Source organism: Paenibacillus sp. CFBP13512 (assembly GCF_005233705.1).
Classification (GTDB): Bacteria; Bacillota; Bacilli; order Paenibacillales; family Paenibacillaceae; genus Saccharibacillus; species Saccharibacillus nuruki.
Genome location: NZ_QGAD01000008.1, coordinates 1 through 16,088 on the forward strand (window position 1 = coordinate 1; position 16,088 = coordinate 16,088).

Consider the following 16,088-nt stretch of genomic DNA (forward strand, 5'->3'; position numbering starts at 1 on the left):
TCTCGGTGACAACTTTTATATCATATCATGTTTCCAACCACTTGGCAAGCACTTTTTTTGAAGTGTTTTTTTAAGTTGTTTTCATATGATATTTTGTGGATGTTGTCGTTCGTTCGTGACAACTTTTATAATATATCATGGCTGAATTTATTTAGCAAGCATTATTTTAGATTTATTTTCAAAAAGTTAAAATAGCATACCTTAAAGGTTAAATCGATACCTTAAGGTATGCTACTGCTTTATGATTACTTCATGCTATTTGGATACTACATTGTATTCAAAGCAAGGATAAGAACCTAGTATTCTTACCTGACAACCCAAAGCTGTGATCTCTTCCAGTGCCGCGGTTAGCAGAATCGAATCTTGAGGCGCCAATACATCTAAATAGAAGTAATAGCTCCCTAGCTTCTTTTTGGTTGGACGAGATTCGATACGAGATAGATTGAGCTTTCTCCAGGAGAACGTTGCTAATACTTGATGCAGTGCGCCGGCAAAGTCTTCAGATAAAGTAACTAAGATACTGGTTTTGGTATGATCTTCTGTTCGAGCGATCTGAATAGGTTGAGGACCAATCAACACAAATCGCGTGTAGTTGTTATCATGATCAGTTACTCGATCTGCTAGTATATCAAGATTATATCGAAGTGCTCCCAAAGAAGTACCAATTGCAGTCCAACCTTTACCTGCATTTTTGCTAACCATCTCTACTGCTTCTGCTGTACTACCTACATGTTCTAATTCTGCATTAGGCATTTCTTTTCGGATAAAATGAAGACATTGTGCCATTGCTACAGGGTGTGATAAGACTTTCTGTACTCCACTGTAATCAAGCTCGTTCTTTTCATTGCCAAATTCCAAGCGATTACCAATCAAATTTTGAATAGATGGATACACCCATTCTGCTTGCATTGGAATATCCACTTCATGAACAAGCCAATCCATATGCAGACTTACAGAACCTTCAATTGTATTTTCAATAGGGATCACACTATAATCTGTTTTGCCTTCAGCTGTTGAAAGAAATACATCGGCTATTAGCTTATGATGTGTGATCTCAATTTCTTGATCGCCTAATAGATGAAGAAGTGCTTCATGTGAAACAGACCCAGATGGTAAAGCAGCTATACGAATCATAAACGTACTTCTCCTTTGATTACATCCATGAATGAATGAGATTCGGTATCATCGTAGTATATGACACCTTCTTTGACAGGCTTAAGCCACATTGCCTGTGCAGTAATGTCTTGAGCTTTCATTGTATCTACAAGATAATGTTCCAATTGTTCTTTTTGTTGTGAATGACGGTCTACAAAAGCAATCATAGTTGGCCCTGCTCCACTCAGTGCTATCCCTAATGCACCTTGCTCTGTGGCTTGCTCTAAAATCTGTTGCATGCCGGGTACAAGAGAAGCACGGTAAGGTTGATGAAGTCGATCCTGCATCCCTGTTTTGATCATTTCTAATTGTCCTAGTGATAAAGCAGCTACTAATAATGAACTACGACTGATGTTAAAAATAGCATCAGCTACAGATAATTGGCTAGGCAAAACTTCACGAGCTTTGGAAGTCGAAAGTTGAAAGTCCGGGATGACTACTAAAGTTTCTAAATCCTCTGGTGGAGTGATCTGAATACAATTAGCTTCTTGTCCATCCCATGTTGCTACGACTATCCCTCCATATAAGGAAGCAGCCACATTATCAGGATGTTTCTCAATAGCAGTCGATATATTTAAAATATCTTTATCTGTTAAAGGGAAACCGATTAATGCATTCGCTGCACATAACCCGCCTACAAAAGCAGACGCACTACTGCCTAATCCACGGGTAAGTGGAATATCAGAATACATTGTAATTTCTAAATCTGGAATAGTGACTTGTGCTTTTTGAAAAACCAATTGTGCCATTTTGTAGATCAAATTGGTTTTGTCTGTAGGAATACCGTAAAGTTCATCACCTAATAGTGTGATCTTGGTTTCTGTAGCTACTTTCATTTCGATCCAAGAGTACAGATTAACTGCCATTCCTAAAGTATCAAATCCAGGGCCCAAATTAGCAGTGCTGGCGGGTACAGCTATACGAACGGTATGGTTGTGCCATTGTTCTTGTTGATCTTGCTCTATCATCATAAATGACTCCTTACTCAAATGTATTCAACGATCGGTAGTCAATTAAATATCTTCTACGCGATATACACTTTTGATTCGTTGAATAACATCCAACTGTTCAAAATGTTTAAGTACTTTATCCATATTCGCTTTGCTTGCTTTATGAGTGATAATAATGATCTCTGCATCCGGGTTATGCTCATTCGGTTGTTGAACTACAGAAGCTAGACTCACATCGTACTCTGCAAAAATCTGTGTGATTCGAGCCAATACCCCTGCTTTGTCATCGACATGAAGTAAGATAAAGTTTTTGTAAAAGATTTGCTCATCGCTTTGTATCTTCTTCGTCTTATAAGGAACAATCGCTTTAAGCCCGTTTACACCTAGTTTAAGATTTTTGATCACAGCGATCAGATCAGCTACAATCGAGGTTGCTGTTGGTAATTCTCCTGCACCTGCACCATAGAACATTGTTTCCCCTACAGATTCACCATGTACCACTACAGCATTAAAGACACCATTTACAGAAGCGATTGGATGAGACTGCTTGATCATAGTTGGCTGTACACTGATTGTAATATGCTCATCTTGACGCTCTGCAATACCAATTAGCTTCATTTCATAACCTAGATTTTTAGCATAGCTAATATCGTCTTTGGTGACAGAAGAAATCCCTTTAACACTTACATCGCTTAAATCAACATTTGTACGGAATCCCAGGGTACTGAGAATTGCCATTTTGCGAGCAGCATCCAAACCTTCGACATCGCCTGTTGGATCCGATTCTGCATATCCTAATTCTTGAGCTTCTTTGAGAACATCTTCATAAGAAGCACCTTCTTGACTCATTTTTGTTAAAATATAATTGGTTGTTCCGTTCACAATACCCATGATCTTAAGGATCCGATCTGAAGAGAATCCTTCGATCAATGTACGAATAATCGGAATGCCCCCTGCTACACTTGCTTCATAGAAAACATCGCACTCTTTTTCCTGTGCTTTAGCTAAAATCTCTGAGCCATGTAGCGCCATTAAATCTTTATTAGCAGTAACAATATGTTTACCTAGATTGAGTGCTTCTAATATATATTCTTTGGTCTGTTCAATACCACCCATGACTTCTACAATCACATCAATCTCAGGATCACGAATAACTTCCCACGGATCTTCAGTAAGCTTGGACGAATCGATTTCAATATTACGTAGCTTATCTATATTTTTCACAGCTACTTTACTGATCATAATAGGAGATCCAACCTGACTGCTCAAATCTTCTTGATTTCCTTCTACGATACGTACTACTCCTGTACCTACTGTACCGAGCCCAAGCAATCCTACTTTTACTGATTTCATATGTTGTTTCCCTCCTGGAACTATTCATTAGCAAGCTTTGAGTATAGGATATTTATTTTATTGTAGCTTATCCTATATTGCTTTTAGATTAAAGTGTATTCACTAATAAGATTATCCTTGACCGGTAATACGAATTTGTTTGACACCTGATACATTTTCCATTGCTTCAACCATCGTCTCTAAATCTTCAGTTAAACGAGATATCTCTACAGACAATACTACATTCGCTCGACCTTGAAGAGGAATACTTTGATGAATCGTCAAAACATTTCCACCATACTCAGCCATCAGACCAAGCACATGTGATAAAATACCTGAACGATGTTCTAAATCAAATGAGATCGTAATAATCTGATCTTTTTCCAAACGGTTAAGCGGATGAATTCCATCTTTGTATTTATAAAAAGCACTCCGGCTTAAACCTACTTTTTCAACAGCTTCATTAATTGTCCGTGTTTCTCCAGCAGCAAGTAACTCTTTCACACGCATCGTTTTGATCACTGCTTCAGGTAAAATATCTTCCCGTACTAAATAATAGCGTTCTTTCACAACGTCCTCTCCTCAAAGACTCATGTATTCGTATAGTGGACATTATAAAGTAACCTTTGGTGTTAGGCAACTATATTGCTAAAAAAGAAGATTTTGACTATATTCTGAACAGCAAAAAGACCGAACATCATGATCTATGTTCGGTCTTTTTATTTTGATATAGAATGTGCTTAGAAGTAGCTACTACCTTCAACAAATTCAAATTCAAGTTCGCCAATACGTACAAGCGTACCATCTTTAGCTCCACGTTTACGTAGTTCACTATCGACACCCATATGACGAAGTGTGCGTCCTAATTTGAGAATAGAATCATGAGAGTTCAACTGCATCCGTTTCATCATGTTCTCAATCTTAGTACTTTCCACAACAAAAGTATCGTTCTCGCGACGAATAATAAAGCCATCGTCTTCTTTCTTTTCTAAAGTATACACTTTACGTTCAGCAATCTGTTCTACTTCTTCTACAGCCACCGCATCTGGCAATTTATCCAACATATCGACTGTTTTGTAAAGCATCTCTTGAATGCCATCACGAGTCAGTGCAGAAATAGGAAGAATTTCAATATCTGAACGAACTTCACGTACTTTTTTAGAAAACTCTTCTAAGTTTTCTTGAGCTTGTGGATCGTCCATTTTATTTGCAGCAATAATTTGTAAACGATGTTCTAGCTCTGCATTGTATAGTTTTAGTTCTTCATTAATTTTCTGCCAGTCGTCAAAAGGATCGCGTCCTTCTGAACCGGACATATCCACCACATGAATAATCACGCGGGTACGTTCAACATGACGCAAGAACTCATGTCCTAGCCCTATGCCTTCATGTGCCCCTTCGATCAATCCAGGTAAATCAGCCATAACAAAACTACGTCCATCTCCTACATCAACTACACCCAAGTTAGGCGTAATTGTTGTAAAATGGTATGCACCGATCTTGGGTTGAGCAGCAGATACTACCGATAGAAGAGTCGATTTACCTACACTCGGGAATCCTACTAGCCCAACATCAGCCATCACTTTCAGTTCAAGGACGATATAACGTTCTTGTCCTTCTTCCCCATTTTCAGCAATCTGAGGAGCTGTATTTGCAGCCGTGGCAAAACGCACATTACCACGTCCACCACGTCCACCTTTAGCAATAACGATCTCTTGACCATGACGAGTCAAATCAGCGATCACTTCGCCATTATCATCATTCACAATCACTGTGCCTGGAGGGATACGAACAACGGTATGTTCTGCATTCGCACCATGCTGACTTTTGTTACGACCTTTAACGCCACGTTCACCTTTAAAGTGACGTTGGTACCGGAAATCCATTAATGTCCGTAAACCTTCGTCTACACGGAAAATAACATCTCCGCCACGTCCACCGTCGCCACCCGCAGGTCCGCCGTTAGGCACATATTTTTCACGACGGAAAGAGATAATACCATCTCCACCGTCACCGCCTTTTACATAAATCTTCGCTTTATCTACAAACATGATTACACCTCTAATTTTTAGAATCCACTAACACTTGCAGGGAAATGGAGGCCGGATCTTCTTCCGTTCGAGTTGCTGTAATTCCTGTATCTTGAATGATCAAGTTCACAGCTTCCCATGCTCCATCGGGATTAGGATACTCTTCTTCCGGTTCAAATATAAAATGAACTGCTCCTTCATATTCGCTAACCATCAGAAATAGTGTGGGGCACTCACCCCAGGACGATCCACCAAATTGCTCATACGCAGAGACCGTCTCTTTGATGACTCGGGTCAATTCCTCACTCTGTTCCGTTCCCAATCGATCTGCAAGCGTGATTCCGTCACTTAATTCGACTTCTAATTGAATCGAACGGTTCACTGCTTTAAAAGATTGTAAATAAAAAACAAGGGAATGGATACCCAGTTTGGAAACGCGACTCTCTGCTAGCATTTGCTCTTTAATTCGTTCTACACATTCTACTTGCTTATCACGCTTGCCTAATTGAACATAACCATACAATAATTGAAGTTCGTTCATCCAATCATGCCGATGATGACTTAGAGCATCAACTGCTACTGCATAGACTTCATCCAATTGTGTATACGCTTGATCAATTTCTGCACGCTGTTTTTGATGTTCTGCTTGATACTGTTTCTTTTTTACAGCCATTTTAGATTGTCCATTATGGTATTCTCCGAGTTGCACTTGCTCACGCTTCTCATAAAAATGACGTGTATACTGTACACCTTTGGCATACACAGCAACAATCCATACGCCGAGCACGATATAAGCAATCCAAGATTGCGTCCAATAAGCAATAATTAATGGGATGATAATAGAAATAAGTAACAACGTGGGTACTTGATTGGATTGCTTCATGGTCTCTCTCCATTCTTTCAATGGCTTTTTAACCAAGAACAAGTATAACATATTGCGCAGAATTTTATGACATTATTATACTAAAAATTACGTTAACGTCCAACTTATATGCAAATATAATAAGCCCCCGGCACATCAAGTACCGGAGGCTTATCTAATCTAACCTATCAGGTTTATGATTAATTTTCGATTGCTGCTGCTACTGGTGCAACGTCAACCGGGTAGACGCTCACTTTTTTACGGTCGCGGCCCCAACGTTCGAATTTAACAACGCCGTCCACTTTTGCAAATAGTGTATCGTCTTTACCGATGCCTACATTTGTTCCTGGGTGAATTTTTGTACCGCGTTGACGGAACAAAATATTACCACCAGTTACGAATTGTCCATCAGCACGTTTTGCTCCCAAACGTTTGGAGTGAGAATCACGTCCGTTTTTTGTGGAACCTACACCTTTTTTCGATGCGAATAACTGCAAATTAATTTTTAACATGTGGTCTACCTCCTTCTTACGAGATTGTGACTTGCTTTATTTTTATATACTTATCATATTCATCTTCAATTCCAATAAGAATAACCTGCATAGATTCGAGTAACAGTTGAATCTTTTCGACATTTGCATTTTCCGAAAGCTTCGGTAAACGCGCACTTAGAAATCCGTCTTTCATTCTTGATTTCATGATTACTCCTGTTAAAGCTTCAACTGAGTTCACTGTTCCGATTGTAATGGCGGAAACAGCAGCACAGACAATATCTTCACCAGGATCGGCATAGCCGGCATGTCCTCGGGATGAAAAACCATCAATTGTACCATCTGGTCTACGTTCGATACGTACGATAATCAATTACCGCACCTTCTTATGCCTGGATTTTTCCGATAGTTACTTTTGTATATGGTTGACGATGACCTTGTTTCACGTGATAGTTCTTCTTAGGTTTGTATTTGTAAACTACAACCTTAGCTCCTCTGCCGTGTTTCTCGACAGTCGCTGTTACAGAAGCACCTTCTACCAACGGTAAACCAGTTACCAAACCATCTTCTTTAGATACTGCTAGAACACGGTCGAAAGTTACGCTGTCGCCATCATTAGCGTCCAACTTCTCAATGAACAATACGTCGCCCTCTTGAACTTTGTATTGTTTACCACCTGTTTCGATAATTGCGTACATTTGAATTGCACCTCCTCATGTCTCAGACTCGCCTAATGTAGGTGTCATACGTTATACAACATATGAACTTGTACCCCATCGGAGCGGTTACAGCATGTGAAAAACTTATTACCCAGACACATACTTGATTATTCTATCACAGCCATTTTAAGAAATCAATCTTTTATCCAAGATGCTATTTTACCGGTTCCTTGACATACTGTACACGTCTCATAGGAAAAGCCACCTGTTTCTTCACGAACCTTTTTACGAGTCAATTCTAGAAGACCTAATCGTGTCCATCCTACAATATGTGTTTTGGTTCGATCTCTTTGTAAAATGATTTCCAGCGCCTCCACTACGGATCGACGATTCGTTTCTTTATCCATATCTATAAAATCAATAATAATGATTCCACCTGTATCCCGCAAACGAAGCAATCGGGCAATTTCAGAAGCGGCTTGAAGATTCGTCTGAGTCACAGTATCTTCAAGGGTGACACCACCAGTAAATTTGCCTGTATTGACATCAATCACAGTAAAAGCTTCTGTCTGATCCCATACAATGTAGCCACCACTTTGCAGCCATACTTTACGTTGAAAATCTCGATGCAATTGCTCATGTATATTCATCGCATGAAATATCGGTTCTTTTTCCGTATGAATAGATACAGGTGGATCAACATTCGCAGGCAGTAACGTTTGAAGAAAGGTAATAGCCGATGTCGCCCGTTCTTGGTTATCAATGATTAACTGATCTTGCAATGGATTAAATACATCACGAATTAATCGTTCTACCATACCTAAATCACGGTGCAACTCTGCCGGAGCTGACTTCTGTGCAAAAGATTCACGAATACGTTGCCAGTGCTGTCTTAACATATTAAGGTCATTGGTAATTGCTTCATCATTTTCTTCTTCAGCAACTGTGCGTAAAATAAGCCCTTCTTCGCCTTGCTTTAAATGAGAACCCAATTGACGTAATCTTGCTCGCTCTCCATCTGTGCTAATCTTTTTGGATACAGCGATATAGTCAGCTTCAGGCATATATACAATCCATCGTCCTGGTAAAGAATAATGCGTTGTAATACGTGCCCCTTTATTAGCATAAGGTTCTTTGGTCACTTGCACTAAGATTTCTTGACCGGGCTTTAATAAATCAGCAATGCTCGGCTTCACTTTGGGTTGTTTATCTAAATGCGCATGCAGAACATCATCAATATATAGAAAAGCATTCTTTTTCTGACCAATATCTACGAATGCAGCTTGCATACCCGGTAGAACATTCATTACTTTCCCTTTATAAAAACTTCCAGCTATTCCGCTACCGGATGATTGTTCTGAAGCAAATTCTACTAATTTATTATTATCAAGCAGTACCATGCGTGTATCTTTGACACCACAGTTTACGATCATTTGCTTCATTCTATGTTCCACCTCTATCTCTCCATCAAGGCTACTCATTATTCTAACGAACCTTATAGATTCCCTTGATTTCTAGACGCAATCTGTAAGTAAAATGTTTCATGATTACTATTGTATTCGCAAAAAACCGGTACCTTCCGGCACCGGCTATTCCAATTCGTATTTTTCTTGATAAATCTTAATACTCAGTACAAGTCCTATACTGAACATATTCAGCAGTAGTGACGTACCACCATAACTAATAAATGGCAACGTGATTCCTGTAATTGGCATCAGACCAATCATCATACCCACATTTTCAAAAATCTGAAATACGAACATGCTGACAATTCCGATAATAATATACGAACCTCGCCGATCGTAACACTGCAAAGCGATTAAAATCATCCTATAAATCAGTAAAAAGTATAGAAGTAGTAATACAGACGCTCCGATAAATCCAAACTCTTCTCCAATAACGACAAAGATAGAATCTGAATACGGATATGGCACAAATTTATTGTTTTTCAATTGTCCGTTCATATATCCATCGCCTAGCAATCCACCCGATCCTACAGCGATCAATGCATAACTTGATTGATGCTTATCATCGTCAGAAGCTTGAGCAGGATCTATAAACGTATTGATACGCTGGTACCAATGTAATTTACTATGACTTTCTAAATAATCATGAATCTGAGTATTAAATGTAGTAAACATCACGACAACCAATATCAATCCACCTACAATTGTCGTTAAACCAATCAATACATGTGTATACTTGGTATTTCCGATCCACAACATACCTACCAGAATAATCAGATAGATAATAGCATTTCCTAAATCTGGTTGAACCAATACAATCAGAAAAGGTACCAATGCAATAAAAGCCGTTGGTATTAGATCAGAACGAAAACGAAGAGGATCTCCATCTCTTTTACTCAGCATATGAGCCATAGTCAAAATCAGAACAATTTTTACCATTTCAGCAGGTTGGAATTGTAAACCTCCTGGAAAAGCATACCAACTTTTGGCACCATTAATCTCAGATCCAAAAGGATATAATAACAATAAGGAAAGTAAGCCTAATCCATATAAATACCAGTGTTTGCGTAATAAAATTCGATAATCAAATATACTGACTGCAAATAAAACTACGAACCCGATGACATAGAAAATGATCGTCCGCGTATCATAGCCCTGAAATTTGGGATCAGGGGCAATTGCACTGCGCACGATCAACGTGCTAAACACCATAAAAATTACGAGTAAAGTAATAATACCCAAGTCTAGCTTTTTTAGCTTGTTAAGCAAAATCGATCAACCCATTCCAAAAAACTTCTTAAAGCGAGTAAATGCACTTTTCTTTTGATCCAGTGGCATCAAAGGAACTGTGTCTCCTAGAATACGACGAGCAATATTACGATAAGCAATCGCTGCTTTGGAATCAGGATTCATCACAGTAGGTTCACCTGAATTGGCAGCTTTAATCACCATTTCATCATCAGGTACTACCCCTAGAAGATCGATATTGAGCACTTGCAATACTTCATCAATATCCAGCATATCTCCTGATTTCACCATACTCTGACGAATACGATTGACAACTAATTTTGGAGCTGTAATATGTGAATTTTCAAGTAATCCAATGACTCGATCTGCATCTCGAACAGAAGCATTTTCAGGTGTGGTCATAACGATCGCTTGATCTGCACCTGCAATCGCATTTTTGAATCCTTGCTCTATACCTGCCGGGCAATCAATCAATACATAGTCAAAGTCTTTTTTGAGTTCCAAAATAATTTCTTTGACTTGTTCAGGTGATACCGAATTTTTATCTTTTGTCTGCGCTGCTGGAAGCATATACAACTCATCAAAACGTTTATCTTTAACTAATGCTTGATTCAGACGACAACGACCATCTGCTACATCACATAGATCATAAATAATACGGTTTTCAAGTCCCATTACAACATCCAAATTACGTAGACCAATATCTGTATCCACCAGACAGACTTTTTTACCAAGAAGCGCGAGCGCGGTACCTATATTAGCAGTAGTGGTTGTCTTTCCAACTCCGCCTTTGCCTGAAGTGACGACAATAGCCTCTCCCATGTACTACACCCCTTTGAACACATTGAAATCCCGACCAAGCCGGGCAATATTAGCCATTTTATCAATCTTCATAATTCCGTCCTGTAAGTAAGCAAATTCCATATGAGATTCTCGGCTTTCACCTTCATCCGGTGGACGACTAATCATATCTGCGATCCGAATCTGGGTAGGTGAGAAAAAAGAAGCAGCAATGACTGCTTGCTCATTGCCATCTATTCCAGCATGAGCCATTCCACGAAGTGCTCCCAAAATATAGATATCACCTGTACTGATAATCGTACCGCCTGCATTCACATCACCTAGAAACAAAACAGTGCCTTCATGATGAAGTACCTGACCCGAACGGATCATACCACTGATCGTTTTGACCATATGCTTTTCTGGTAAAGGTGCTTCTACAGGTTCTTCATACGGAGAATCAAATGAACGAACAATCAGATTTCCTTTTTGACTAAGTATATCTAGCAATGTATCTTTTTCTTCATCTGTAATTTCGCGGTTCCCTAATTTCATATCAATATGAACTAGCGGGCCTGTTAAAATATTTTGATGACTATGTTCCAGCTTATACGTCAGCTCTGTGACAAGGTCATTAAATTCACATTGATCATCAAATTGAAAAACCAATCCATCTTTGATCCCTTTGATGGTTACATATCTTGATGATTTTACAGCCATTCATCTGTCACCCCCACCTTACTATCAGTTCGTGCTAGTCGCGGGATTTTCCTGCTCCATCCGCAAATTAAGCAGGAACTGAATGTCTCTGCATGTGGGAATATTATACTTTTACTCATCTTCGGCATTCCGTTTACGCAACTTGGCTACTTTCTCTAGTTGGCGACGAACAGGAACAAACACCAGTAAAGCAAATATAAAATGAAGCAGCAAATTAGGGAACATATAATGTCCTAATGCCCAACTGTAAGGTTCTCTCGTCAAACCAAAGACCAAATAAAGTCCATACAACATATTATCCAGTAACAAGCTACCGATTAATACCACTGTCATCATTAAAGGATAAGGTGCTCGAGGAGATTGGAACAACAGTCCTAATACATACGCAGACAGTCCCATAGAGAACGAATACGCACCAATCATATCGCCATAAAATACAACATCATGCAATAATCCAAACACCAATCCAAGCACAAGTGCTGTATGACGATGATAATAAACAGCAACAAATAATATCAAAATATACGCTAAATGCGGAATCAATCTAGTATGCAATACATCTGGAATCAGCCATGGCACGATGGTTGATTCACAGATAAATACTAGAAATAACAACAGCAACAATACGATACGACGTACCATTATTCCTGAGTCTCCTTGGTGTACACTACAAATACTTCTTTCCAGTCTTTAAAATCTGCCGCTGGTTGAATTGTAGCTGTATTGGTCAATCCAAAATCACCAACTTGACGACTAACGACTTTACCAATGATCATGCCACTTGGAAATAATCCACCACTACCCGACGAAACAATCTCATCGCCTTTTTTGAGCGGATCATTTTCTTTAATTTGTGTCATTGTAAGCATACCTGTTGCTTTATCATAGCTTTCTATCATGCCGAAAGATTCATTTTCTTTACCTACTACAGTGGCAGCAATTGCTTTGGAGTTCGAATCGAGTGGATCAAGTGTCGTTAACAACTTCACTGTTGAATGGAACGGACTTGTCTCACTAATGATTCCAACCATACCTTCTGTGGAAATAACCGGCATATCTTTACGTACGCCATCATTTTGCCCCAGATCAATCACAATTGTTCCTGTATCTGCATCTGTATCCACACTGGTTACATTTGCAATACGAAGATCGAATTGGTTTTGAGCAAGTTGCTGTTGTGTAAATTTAAGATCTTCTTTATACCGCTTATTGGCCTGTACTAATTTGTTGTAATTAGCTTGTTGCAGTAAGTACTGCGCAGCCGTCAGCTTCAACTCTTGGTTTTCTTCATACAAATTGTTCAAGTTGCCGATATCTTCAAACAAGCCCGCCATGTAAGAAGCGGGCTTGTAAAACACACCTTGAACAAAACCAACAGTATCACGGACGAATTTCTCAGGCCAGGACAAAGATGTACGATTCGTCAACGTAAATCCCATTAAAGCGATAAATAAAATGAGTCCTACAAGCAGGATAAACAGTTTCTTGTTACCCAGCAGCTTAAACAGTTTCAACACCCTCTTAATTAACGGTTTTTCTTTCCCTAGTAGGGGTTGACCATACCTGGCCGAAAATTAGCGTTTTGAACGAAGCGATGAACTGCTGCGTGATTTGAACAGGTGGATATTTTCCAATGCTTTTCCTGTACCAATTGCTACGCAATCCAAAGGATTCTCAGCAACAATAACAGGCATACCTGTTTCACCCGCAAGCAATTTATCCAGATTACGAAGTAATGCTCCGCCACCTGTTAACACAATACCGCGATCCATAATATCTGCTGCAAGTTCTGGAGGACATTTCTCCAACGTTACTTTTACAGCTTCTACAATAGCAGCTACCGTATCAGACAAGGCTTCAGCAATTTCATCTGAAGTGATTGTTAATGTTTTTGGTAGACCACTCACAAGGTCACGACCACGAATTTCCATCGTTTCTACTTTTTCAAATGGAGTTGCAGAACCCACTTCCATTTTCAATTGTTCTGATGTGCGCTCACCAATCATCAAGTTGTACTGACGTTTGATGTACTGAATAATTGACTCATCCATCTCATCACCAGCAACACGCACGGAACGACTTGTTACAATACCACCAAGAGAAATAACAGCGACTTCTGTTGTACCGCCACCGATATCAACAACCATACTACCTGTAGGTTCCCATACTGGAAGATCAGCACCAATTGCAGCTGCAAAAGGCTCTTCGATTGTATAAGCTTCACGCGCACCAGCTTGCTTGGTAGCATCTTCGACTGCACGTTGTTCAACAGCTGTAATACCTGAGGGTACACATACCATAACGTTTGGATGTTGTGGGAACATCGAACGTTGTTTTTGCGCTTGACGAATAAAATATTTAATCATCGTAGCTGTTGTATCAAAATCAGCAATAACGCCATCTTTCATCGGACGAATCGCACGGATATTTCCCGGTGTACGACCGATCATTTTTTTTGCTGATTCTCCTACTGCTTCGATTGTATTCGTATCTGTACGAATCGCAACAACAGACGGTTCTCTAACGACAATACCTTTACCTCTTACATATACCAACGTGTTTGCTGTACCTAAATCGATCCCTAAATCTTTTGAAAAGCCACCCAACATAACTATTAACTCCCTTTCTTCCTAAATCTCGACTATTATATTACATTAAGCCCTGTTCCTTCAAACTTACGAATTTCATATCACCAATCACAAGGTGATCCAGCACTTCAATTCCGATAATTTTGCCTGCTTCTACAAGCCTTTTGGTTAATGCTACATCTTCCGGGCTTGGTGTAGGATCACCACTTGGATGATTGTGTGCAAAAATAACAGATGCACTACTACATTTGATCGCCGCTCGAAAAACTTCGCGCGGATGTACAATAGACGCATTTAAACTACCCATCGACAGTGTTTCTTGGGAGATAATATGATTTTTCGTGTTCAGAAACAGACATACAAAATGTTCTTTTTGAAGATAACGTAATTGTTCAATCAGTAAATCAGCTGCATCACGAGGGCTACGAATAGCTTTGACTTCTTCTTTGCCTGTACGAGTGATACGTCTGCCTAGTTCAATGCCTGCTTTGATCTGAATCGCTTTGGCTGTGCCGATTCCTTTGATCTCTGTTAATTCTTCGATGCTTAGATCAACCAGTTGCCTTATGCTGCCTACTTGACGCATAATGCGATTTGCCAAATGAACTACCGATTCATCTTTGGTGCCAGTGCGTAGTAGAATCGCTAGTAATTCTGCATGACTAAGCGCCTCTGCACCGTAATTCATCATCCGTTCCCGGGGTCTTTCTTCCTGCGGAACATCACGTAAAAGGTACTGTGGCGCCTCCATTAATATGTTCCTCTTCTCCACGACAGATTCAAATAATCTGCACACCAAATTGTTCCAACATATCGCTCAAAAGTGATACAGGCAATCCGACGACTGTAAAGTAACAGCCTTCTATTTTATCGATCAACACAGAACCTAGACCTTGAATAGCATAAGCCCCCGCTTTGTCAGCAGGTTCACCGCTAAGTACGTATGATTGAATTTTGGAAGGGGTGAGTGGCTTCATATGTACAAGAGTTCGCCGGTATTCCACACGAATTACACCTGTAAACGTATCGATACAAGCCACACCTGTGTATACATAATGACTTCTTCCTTGTAGAGCATCTAACATCTCTACAGCTTCATTATCATCACGTGGCTTACCAAATACACGTTCATCCAAAACAACGATTGTATCGCTTCCTATAATGACAGCATTAGTTACTTGGGCTGTATGATTATGTTGGACAGCAACTGCTTTGCGCAGTGCGAGCTCTTTGACCATTTGTTCTGGTGACCAGTGTTCAGGTACCGATTCATCTGTATCACTGGGTAACACTTCAAATTCCAGTTGTAAAGAGGTCATTAATTCCTTTCTCCTTGGAGAAGCGGACGCCAAAATCAGGCGACGTGTAGATTCTCTGTTCATCGAAAGGTCCTCTCCTTTTTTTAAAAGTCAGATTTAATCTTTATAGTTTGCGATATGCCCAAATACTAGCAACAATACCGATCAAACTAAGTAAACTCACTTTAAAATGAATATCGAGATGATAACGAATCATGTCTAAATTAGCGCTCGGCTCCCAATCGATCGTTGTCGATCGAGTTAGAAAAGATACCATCGCTACAGGTTCAAGTAAAGTGGCCACCCATGTGCCAATAAACCAGCCTAGCAATAAAAATAAAATAAGCATACCTGCATTCTTTTTCATTCTTATTTCTCCTGCCTTTAATTTGACACTTCATCATTATACGTGTATTCCTACATCAATACAAACAAAAATGAAAGTAACAATTTTTTGTAACTTATCGCCTTCATTTCGCAAACTTTTTGTTATGATTCCAGTTAAAAAG

Annotated in this window: 19 protein-coding genes and 1 other annotated feature; all 19 genes read right to left on the minus strand. The window is 39.5% G+C overall.

Annotation, left to right across the window (positions count from 1 at the left end):
• Positions 1-255: 255 nt before the first annotated feature.
• The 19 genes from pheA to PaeCFBP13512_RS12910 all read right to left on the minus strand — a co-directional run bounded on the left by pheA (position 256) and on the right by PaeCFBP13512_RS12910 (position 15,946).
• The gene (gene pheA, locus PaeCFBP13512_RS12820; protein ID WP_137223541.1) at positions 256-1,134 is read right to left on the minus strand and encodes a prephenate dehydratase; all 879 of its coding nucleotides are present in this window, start codon (positions 1,132-1,134) and stop codon (positions 256-258) included.
• Entirely contained in the window at positions 1,131-2,126 is a 996-nt protein-coding gene (gene thrB / locus PaeCFBP13512_RS12825) for a homoserine kinase (protein WP_069325498.1), read from the minus strand. The genes pheA and thrB overlap by 4 nt, the downstream gene beginning before the upstream one ends.
• Positions 2,127-2,168: 42 nt before the next feature.
• Positions 2,169-3,458: a homoserine dehydrogenase gene (locus PaeCFBP13512_RS12830; protein WP_137223545.1), complete on the minus strand. Its 1,290-nt coding sequence runs from the start codon at positions 3,456-3,458 to the stop codon at positions 2,169-2,171.
• A 111-nt stretch (positions 3,459-3,569) separates the two neighbouring features.
• Positions 3,570-4,007, minus strand: a complete 438-nt coding sequence (locus PaeCFBP13512_RS12835) for an ACT domain-containing protein (protein WP_069325500.1) — start codon at positions 4,005-4,007, stop codon at positions 3,570-3,572.
• A gap of 170 nt (positions 4,008-4,177) precedes the next feature.
• A complete protein-coding gene (gene obgE / locus PaeCFBP13512_RS12840; protein ID WP_069325501.1) occupies positions 4,178-5,488 on the minus strand; it encodes a GTPase ObgE in 1,311 nt (436 codons plus the stop codon).
• A gap of 10 nt (positions 5,489-5,498) precedes the next feature.
• Entirely contained in the window at positions 5,499-6,350 is an 852-nt protein-coding gene (locus tag PaeCFBP13512_RS12845) for a Spo0B domain-containing protein (protein ID WP_241669371.1), read from the minus strand.
• A gap of 179 nt (positions 6,351-6,529) precedes the next feature.
• Positions 6,530-6,841 carry a 50S ribosomal protein L27 gene (gene rpmA / locus PaeCFBP13512_RS12850; RefSeq protein WP_069325503.1) on the minus strand — a complete coding sequence of 104 codons (312 nt, stop codon included), beginning with the start codon at positions 6,839-6,841 and terminating at the stop codon, positions 6,530-6,532.
• A gap of 16 nt (positions 6,842-6,857) precedes the next feature.
• A complete protein-coding gene (locus PaeCFBP13512_RS12855; protein WP_137223546.1) occupies positions 6,858-7,193 on the minus strand; it encodes a ribosomal-processing cysteine protease Prp in 336 nt (111 codons plus the stop codon).
• Between the two features lie 13 nt (positions 7,194-7,206).
• Entirely contained in the window at positions 7,207-7,518 is a 312-nt protein-coding gene (gene rplU, locus PaeCFBP13512_RS12860; RefSeq protein ID WP_069325505.1) for a 50S ribosomal protein L21, read from the minus strand.
• A 14-nt stretch (positions 7,519-7,532) separates the two neighbouring features.
• Positions 7,533-7,617, minus strand: a sequence feature (ribosomal protein L21 leader region).
• A 56-nt stretch (positions 7,618-7,673) separates the two neighbouring features.
• Positions 7,674-8,921: an Rne/Rng family ribonuclease gene (locus tag PaeCFBP13512_RS12865; RefSeq protein ID WP_137223548.1), complete on the minus strand. Its 1,248-nt coding sequence runs from the start codon at positions 8,919-8,921 to the stop codon at positions 7,674-7,676.
• Between the two features lie 147 nt (positions 8,922-9,068).
• A complete protein-coding gene (locus PaeCFBP13512_RS12870) occupies positions 9,069-10,214 on the minus strand; it encodes an FtsW/RodA/SpoVE family cell cycle protein (protein WP_137223550.1) in 1,146 nt (381 codons plus the stop codon).
• Positions 10,215-10,220: 6 nt separating this feature from the next.
• Positions 10,221-11,015 carry a septum site-determining protein MinD gene (gene minD / locus PaeCFBP13512_RS12875; RefSeq protein ID WP_069325508.1) on the minus strand — a complete coding sequence of 265 codons (795 nt, stop codon included), beginning with the start codon at positions 11,013-11,015 and terminating at the stop codon, positions 10,221-10,223.
• A 3-nt stretch (positions 11,016-11,018) separates the two neighbouring features.
• Entirely contained in the window at positions 11,019-11,693 is a 675-nt protein-coding gene (gene minC / locus PaeCFBP13512_RS12880; protein WP_069325509.1) for a septum site-determining protein MinC, read from the minus strand.
• A gap of 111 nt (positions 11,694-11,804) precedes the next feature.
• Positions 11,805-12,335 (minus strand): rod shape-determining protein MreD, encoded by a 531-nt coding sequence (gene mreD, locus PaeCFBP13512_RS12885; RefSeq protein ID WP_069325510.1) that lies wholly within the window; start codon positions 12,333-12,335, stop codon positions 11,805-11,807.
• The gene (gene mreC, locus PaeCFBP13512_RS12890) at positions 12,335-13,207 is read right to left on the minus strand and encodes a rod shape-determining protein MreC (RefSeq protein ID WP_175425091.1); all 873 of its coding nucleotides are present in this window, start codon (positions 13,205-13,207) and stop codon (positions 12,335-12,337) included. Before mreC ends, mreD begins: the two co-directional genes overlap by 1 nt.
• 60 nt (positions 13,208-13,267) lie before the next feature.
• Positions 13,268-14,302, minus strand: coding sequence for a rod shape-determining protein (locus PaeCFBP13512_RS12895; RefSeq protein WP_069325512.1), 1,035 nt, complete (start codon positions 14,300-14,302; stop codon positions 13,268-13,270).
• A 40-nt stretch (positions 14,303-14,342) separates the two neighbouring features.
• The gene (gene radC / locus PaeCFBP13512_RS12900) at positions 14,343-15,032 is read right to left on the minus strand and encodes a RadC family protein (protein ID WP_137223552.1); all 690 of its coding nucleotides are present in this window, start codon (positions 15,030-15,032) and stop codon (positions 14,343-14,345) included.
• Positions 15,033-15,060: 28 nt separating this feature from the next.
• Positions 15,061-15,663, minus strand: a complete 603-nt coding sequence (locus PaeCFBP13512_RS12905; protein ID WP_137223554.1) for a Maf family protein — start codon at positions 15,661-15,663, stop codon at positions 15,061-15,063.
• 40 nt (positions 15,664-15,703) lie between these two features.
• Complete coding sequence (locus tag PaeCFBP13512_RS12910) at positions 15,704-15,946, minus strand: DUF4321 domain-containing protein (protein WP_069325515.1); 243 nt, start codon at positions 15,944-15,946, stop codon at positions 15,704-15,706.
• Positions 15,947-16,088: the final 142 nt, after the last annotated feature.